The sequence below is a fragment of the Streptomyces sp. NH27 genome (assembly GCF_056859195.1).
Genome location: NZ_JACEGK010000511.1, coordinates 1 through 5,854 on the forward strand (window position 1 = coordinate 1; position 5,854 = coordinate 5,854).

Annotated in this window: 6 protein-coding genes and 1 pseudogene; 4 read left to right on the forward strand and 3 right to left on the reverse strand. The window is 72.4% G+C overall.

Going from position 1 to position 5,854, the window contains the following annotated elements; translation table 11 throughout:
* Window positions 1-304 (reverse strand): annotated as a pseudogene (locus AC13HU_RS30630) (protein phosphatase 2C domain-containing protein); the annotation flags it as partial.
* Between the two features lie 258 nt (window positions 305-562).
* On the opposite strand from AC13HU_RS30630, the gene AC13HU_RS30635 reads away from it, so the two are divergent.
* Together AC13HU_RS30635 and AC13HU_RS30640 are read left to right on the forward strand one after the other, a co-directional pair.
* On the forward strand, window positions 563-1,549 hold the full coding sequence (locus AC13HU_RS30635) for a helix-turn-helix domain-containing protein (protein ID WP_483045230.1): 987 nt from the start codon (window positions 563-565) through the stop codon (window positions 1,547-1,549).
* Between the two features lie 344 nt (window positions 1,550-1,893).
* Window positions 1,894-2,376, forward strand: coding sequence for a DUF456 domain-containing protein (locus AC13HU_RS30640; RefSeq protein ID WP_483045231.1), 483 nt, complete (start codon window positions 1,894-1,896; stop codon window positions 2,374-2,376).
* 45 nt (window positions 2,377-2,421) lie between these two features.
* Here AC13HU_RS30640 and AC13HU_RS30645 read toward each other — a convergent pair whose 3' ends face one another.
* Window positions 2,422-2,820, reverse strand: a complete 399-nt coding sequence (locus AC13HU_RS30645) for a PPOX class F420-dependent oxidoreductase (protein WP_483045232.1) — start codon at window positions 2,818-2,820, stop codon at window positions 2,422-2,424.
* Between the two features lie 274 nt (window positions 2,821-3,094).
* Here AC13HU_RS30645 and AC13HU_RS30650 point away from each other — a divergent pair, with 274 nt between their 5' ends.
* Window positions 3,095-4,129, forward strand: coding sequence for a LacI family DNA-binding transcriptional regulator (locus tag AC13HU_RS30650; protein WP_483045233.1), 1,035 nt, complete (start codon window positions 3,095-3,097; stop codon window positions 4,127-4,129).
* A gap of 210 nt (window positions 4,130-4,339) precedes the next feature.
* A complete protein-coding gene (locus AC13HU_RS30655; protein WP_483045234.1) occupies window positions 4,340-4,471 on the forward strand; it encodes a hypothetical protein in 132 nt (43 codons plus the stop codon).
* A gap of 45 nt (window positions 4,472-4,516) precedes the next feature.
* Here the strand turns inward: AC13HU_RS30655 and rsgA are convergent, their stop codons facing one another.
* On the reverse strand, window positions 4,517-5,596 hold the full coding sequence (rsgA, locus tag AC13HU_RS30660; RefSeq protein WP_483045235.1) for a ribosome small subunit-dependent GTPase A: 1,080 nt from the start codon (window positions 5,594-5,596) through the stop codon (window positions 4,517-4,519).
* Window positions 5,597-5,854: the final 258 nt, after the last annotated feature.

Consider the following 5,854-nt stretch of genomic DNA (forward strand, 5'->3'; position numbering starts at 1 on the left):
CCCTCGGGTCCCCCGGCGGCGGCGGAGGGGCGGCGGGCTCCTCCCGGCGCGGTGGCGGTGGCGGTGGGGCCAAGCGGCTCGGCCGCTGCCACGACGGCGGAGGGGGCGGCGGTGTCGGCCGCCGCAGCCGCAGGGTCTCGGTCCGGGGCGGGGGCGGCGGCGTCATCGCGTTCAGCGCCGAGTCGAAGTGCGCGTCGAGGGAGTCGTTTCCGGCGCCCGAGGCTCCGGCGGCGACCTCCTCGTCGTACAACTGCCGCCACCAGTCGTCCTCTTGGCTGCCGCGTGCGTCGCCCTGCTGACTCATGCCCCTATTGTCCACCGCCAGGCGGACCGGGAAACGCGAAACGCCGGGTCGGCCCAGCCCCCACGGCCAGGGTCGGCCCGGCGCGCGCGGTTCGCACGTGTTCCCCGGGTATGACACCCGCTGCGATGTGGATCACAGTGGCAGAGGGCACCTGAAGGAGGGGAGGATGTCCACGGCGGGACACCGCCGCGGCTCATTCCCGCCATGCCGTCGTCACCGCCGGCATCGCACATCCGCTCATCCCGAAAGGGGCCTTCGTTGCTCGGCGCCATCGGCCTCGACGAGGCACAGGAATCGGCATACCGCGCTCTGGTCGCGCTCGGTGCGGCCGAACTCGGCCAACTGGCCGACCGGTTGGCGCTGCCGGAGGAGGACGCCGCCCGGCTGCTGCGCCGGCTGGAGGGGCACGGCCTGGTCGCCCAGTCCTCCGCGCGGCCCGGCCGCTGGGTGGTCGCGCCGCCCGCGGTCGCACTGTCCGCACTGCTGACCAGCCGGCGGCACGCCCTGGAGCAGGCCGAGTTGGCCGCGGCCGTGCTCGCCGCCGAGTTCCGCGCCGAGGCGGTCGAACCCGCCGTGCACGACCTCGTCGAAGTGGTCACCGGCGCGGGCGCGGTGGCGCAGCGCTTCCTCCAACTCCAGTTCGGCGCCGAGCAGGAGGTCTGCGCCCTGGTCGCCGGCCGGCCGGTCGCGGTCAACAGCGTGGACAACGACGCGGAGGCCGACGCGGCGCGGCGCGGGGTGACGTACCGCGTGGTGCTGGACCGGGAGGCGGTGACCGGGCAGAGCCGCCTCACCGAACTGGCCGCCGCGCTCGACCGCGACGAGCAGGTGCGGGTGGCGGCCCGGGTGCCGACCAAGCTCGTGGTGGCCGACCGGACGCTGGCGATGGTGCCGCTGGGCCGCCGTGCCGAGCCCGCCGCGCTGGTGGTGCACGCCAGCGGCCTGCTGGAGGCTCTGATGGAGCTCTTCGAGGGCGTGTGGCGGCAGGCCATGCCGCTGCGCCTGGAGCCGGGCGGCCTACTCGTCGAGGAGACGGACGCGCAGCCCGACCGTACCGACCTGCGCATCCTGTCGCTGCTGCTGGCCGGCCTGACCGACACCGCCACCGCCAAGCAACTCGACCTCGGGCTGCGCACGGTGCAGCGCCGGGTGAAGCGGCTGATGGAGATCGCCGGCGTGAGCACCCGCCTCCAGCTCGGCTGGCACGCGTACGAACGCGGCTGGATCGCCCGCGACGAGCTCTGAGCCCCGGCCGGCAGGAGCTCGCGCCGGAACCGATCGGACCCGGCGCCGTACGCGGGAGGTCCGGGCCGTGCGCGAGAGGTCCTTCGCCGTACGCGGACGGGCCCTCGCCATACGCGAGATCCTTCCGCCGGGCGCGAGACGGCCCTCGCCGCACCGCCGGAGGTCCGGGCCGTGCGCGACGCGTCCGAATCCGGACCGCCCGGTCCTGAAAATGGCGTACGGTGCCATAGCGGCATGCGGCGGGCCGGTCGCGTACCTCGCCGACGGACGCGATCCGGTAACACCGGTGCGTCGGGCGCGTCGCCGGGCAGCGAACGCGCCCGGATTCCGGCAGGGTGGCTTTCATGGGGACCGCACAGTTGTGCCTGATCGGCGCGGTGATGCTGCTGGGCATCATCGGCGTGTCGGCCCCTGGTGTACCGGGAACGCTGCTGTGCTGGGCGGCCGTGCTGTGGTGGGCCACCTCGCAGCACACCACCCTGACCTGGGGTGTGCTCGCCGGGGCGACCGGGTTGCTGGCGGTCGCCCAGGTGGTGCTGTGGCTGATGCCGTCCCGGCGGATCCGCGACTCGGGCGTCACCTGGCGCACGGTCATGACGGCGAGCGGGGTGGCGATCCCCGCGTTCTTCGTGCTCCCGGTGGTGGGCGCGCCGCTGGGCTTCGCCGGGGCCGTATACGTCCACGAGCGGGTCCGGCTCGGCGGCCACCAGGCCGCCTGGACGGCGACCCGCCGGGTGATGCGTACGGTCGGCGGGTCCGTCCTGGTCGAGCTGATGGCCTGCCTGATCGTCACGGGCGCGTGGGTGGGCGCGGTGATCGCGGGTTAGACCGAACCGGCGACGCCCGGCCCACCCGGCCCGCCCGCGCCCACGTCAGACCGCGGGGCCCTCGACACCCCAGCTGATGATCTTCTCCGGATGGATGCGGATCAGCTCCTGGCTCATGTGCTCGCCGTACTCGTGCGGGCCCTCCACCTGCTCGGCGGTGCCGCGGATCTCGACGCCGCGGGCGGTGCGGGGGTCGCCGGGGCGGGACATGTCGTCCACGACGAGCGACACGTTCGGGTTCGCGGCGACATTGCGCCACTTCTTCGTGGTGCCCATCGCGAAGCCGCCGATGTCCACCGCGCCGTCCGCACGCAGGAAGTAGCCCACCGGATTCGCCTGCGGGTGCCCCTGCGCGTCAACGGTGGCCAGCCGGGCGAGGAACTGCCCGCGCAGATAGGCCAGCTCGGCTTCGTTCAGTTCGGTCCGTGCGGTCCTGGTCGTCATACGGCCATCCTCCCGCCGCCCGCCCGACCCGGCATCCGCCGCTCGACTGAAAGCCCCCCGCCCAAGGTCCTAGGGCCTGCCGGGTGGACCTGACGAGGGGGCGCCGGAATCGCACGCGTACGCCCGGTACCCGGGCGGACTGGTGCAGGTGTCAGCGCCGCCAAGCTCGGGGACCACCGAGAGAGCGCTCTCACGTGATCGTGTCGACCCGATACGCTGTCCGTATCGAAATGGTCCGGAAGTTTTCGTTATCCGCGTGCGAAGGAGCCCTCCGTTGTCCGACCCGAGCTTCGCGCCCCGCCCCACGCTGGAGGCCGTGGCCGCACGGGCCGGGGTGTCCAGGGCCACCGCTTCCCGCGTGGTCAACGGCAGCGAGGGGGTGCGCGCACCGCTGGCCGAGCGGGTCCGGCGAGCGGTCGACGAGCTGGGCTACGTGCCCAACCAGGCCGCCCGCGCCCTGGTGACGCGGCGGAACGACGCCATCGCGGTGGTCGTGGCCGAGCCGGAGACGCGGTTTTTCGCCGACCCGTTCTTCGCCCAGCAGGTGCGCGGCATCAGCAAGGAACTGACCGTGCACGACAACCAGTTGGTGCTGCTGCTCACCGAGGGCGCGGCCGACTACGAGCGGGTGGGCCGCTATCTGGGCGGCGGCCACGTCGACGGCGCGCTGATCTTCTCGCTGCACGACGACGACACGCTGCCCGCACTGGCCCGCCGGGCCGGGGTGCCGACGGTGATAGGCGGCCGCCCCGACTGGTCCGACAGCGAGACGCTCTACGTCGACTGCGACAACCGCGGCGGCGCCCGCGACGCGGTCAACCACCTGCTGAACCTGGGCTGCCGCCGGATCGGCCACATCGCCGGCCCGCTGGACCAGACCGCGTCCGTGGACCGGCTGGACGGCTTCCGAGACGTGCTGCCGGACATCGACCCGCGGCTGATCGTCGAGGGCGACTTCACCCCCGACGGCGGCTCCCAGGCGATGACCCGGCTGCTGGACGACTTCCCCGATCTGGACGGGGTGTTCGCGGCATCCGACGTGATGGCCTCGGGGGCGCTGCGGCTGCTGCGCACGCGGGGGCGGCGGGTGCCGGAGGACGTGGCGGTGATCGGCTTCGACGACATCGTGTCGGTCTCCGACTGGACGGACCCGCCGCTGACCACGATCCGGCAGGACATCGAGGAGATGGGCCGGATGATGGCGCGGCTGCTGTTGCGCCGGATCGAGGCGGGCGCGGCCGAGTCGGGCGGGCCGGCGCTGTCCTCGATCGTGACGCGGACGCAGCTGGTGGTGCGGGCGTCGGCATGAGGATCTGACCGGCCGTTCATCCGGTTGCCCGGATATCCGGTTTGCGCATCTCACGACTTACCTACCGTCATATTGCCGCCGACGCCCAACAGATTTGCCCGAAAGCCCTGTTGAGAAGTGGGTTGAGACCGCCATGCAACGGGAAGGTCACGATCAGGCAGCGAAAGTGACGGTGCGGTGAAGGCCGCGCGGATGTGAGGAGGTCATGGCATGGCCTACAGCGTCATTCTGGGAATCGTGATCGTGGCGCTCGTCATCGCCGGAATCATCGGTTCCTTCTGGAGCGAGGGAAGTCCGATCGGGGTCCGGCGCCGCCACGGACGTCGTGGCGACACCGGATGAGGTGCCCGGCGGGCCGGCCGCGCTGAGCCCGCGACCGGCCGCCGGTCAGCGGACCCGGCCGTGGCGGTGGCCGCCGCCCCCGCCGCGCTTGCGCTCGTACATCTCCCGGCCTTCCGCCGACCGCTGCTTCCCCTCGCGGCGCAGTTCGGCACGCAGTCGCTGGTCGGTGCGGGAGGCGATCCAGGCGTTCTCGCGCAGCAGCTTGCGATAGCTGTCGAGGCGGCGCTGCGGCAGGGTGCCGTCGTCCAGCGCGGCGAGCACCGCGCAGTCCGGCTCGGCCTGGTGCGAGCAGTCCGGGAAGCGGCAGTCCGCGGCCAGTTGCTCGATCTCGGCGAAGACCTGGCCCAGGCCCGACGCGGCGTCCCACAGCCCGACACCGCGCAGCCCCGGGGTGTCGATCAGCACCCCGCCGTGCGGCAGCGGCACCATGTCCCGGGTGGTCGTGGTGTGCCGACCCTTGCCGTCGGCGTCCCGGGTGGCCTGCACCTCCTGGACGGACATCCCGGCCAGAGCGTTGGTCAGCGTCGACTTCCCGGCGCCGGACTGCCCGAGCAGCACCGTGCTGCCCGCGGCGATCAACTCGCCGAGTTCGTCGAGCCCTTCACCGCTCTCGGCGCTCGCCACCACCACCCGCACCCCGGGCGCGGCGGCCTCCGCGTCCGCGAGCAGGTGTGTGGTGTCGGGCACCAGGTCGGCCTTGGTGAGCACCACGAGCGGCTGTGCCCCGCTCTCCCAGGCCAGTGATACGAACCGCTCCAGCCGCCCCAGGTCCAGTTCGACGGCGAGCGAGACGCACACCGCCACATGGTCCAGGTTCGCCGCCAGCACCTGGCCCTCCGACCGCTTCGACGACGTGGACCGGACGAACCGGGAGCGCCGTGGAAGCAGTTCCCGCACGAAGCGGGGGTCGTGGCCGGCCGGATCGAGCGCGGCCCAATCCCCCGTGCACACCACGCGCATCGGGTCCTTCGGCACGACGAACTCGGTGTCGGCGCGCACCACACCATCGGCCGTGAACACATCACACAGTCCACGGTCCACCCGCACCACCCGCCCGGGCACCAACCCGCGCTCGGCATACGGCACGAAGTCCGCCTCCCACACGTCGTCCCAGCCATAGGGCACCAGGACATGCGAAGAGGCATCACGAAAAGAGAAAGACAAGGGAAACCCTTCGAACAGGGCCCCGGCCCGCGCGCTCCACAAGCGCGACGAACAGCAGAAAAGGTCAGCCGGAGACCACAGAGGTGAACCGCACGAACAGCTGAATACGGGTAACACCCGTCACGGAAACAGCCATCGGGTCACACCTCCTAGGTCACACACACGACCGACACGGCCACCCAACCGGGCACCGCGCTGCGAACACCCGCACCCTAGCCC

Excerpts from the sequence above, each read along its gene's own strand:
- AC13HU_RS30640 (WP_483045231.1), top strand. The coding sequence starts at position 1,894 with ATGGGGACCGCACAGTTGTGCCTGATCGGCGCGGTGATGCTGCTGGGC.
- AC13HU_RS30645 (WP_483045232.1), bottom strand. The coding sequence starts at position 2,820 with ATGACGACCAGGACCGCACGGACCGAACTGAACGAAGCCGAGCTGGCC.
- AC13HU_RS30655 (WP_483045234.1), top strand. The coding sequence starts at position 4,340 with ATGGCCTACAGCGTCATTCTGGGAATCGTGATCGTGGCGCTCGTCATC.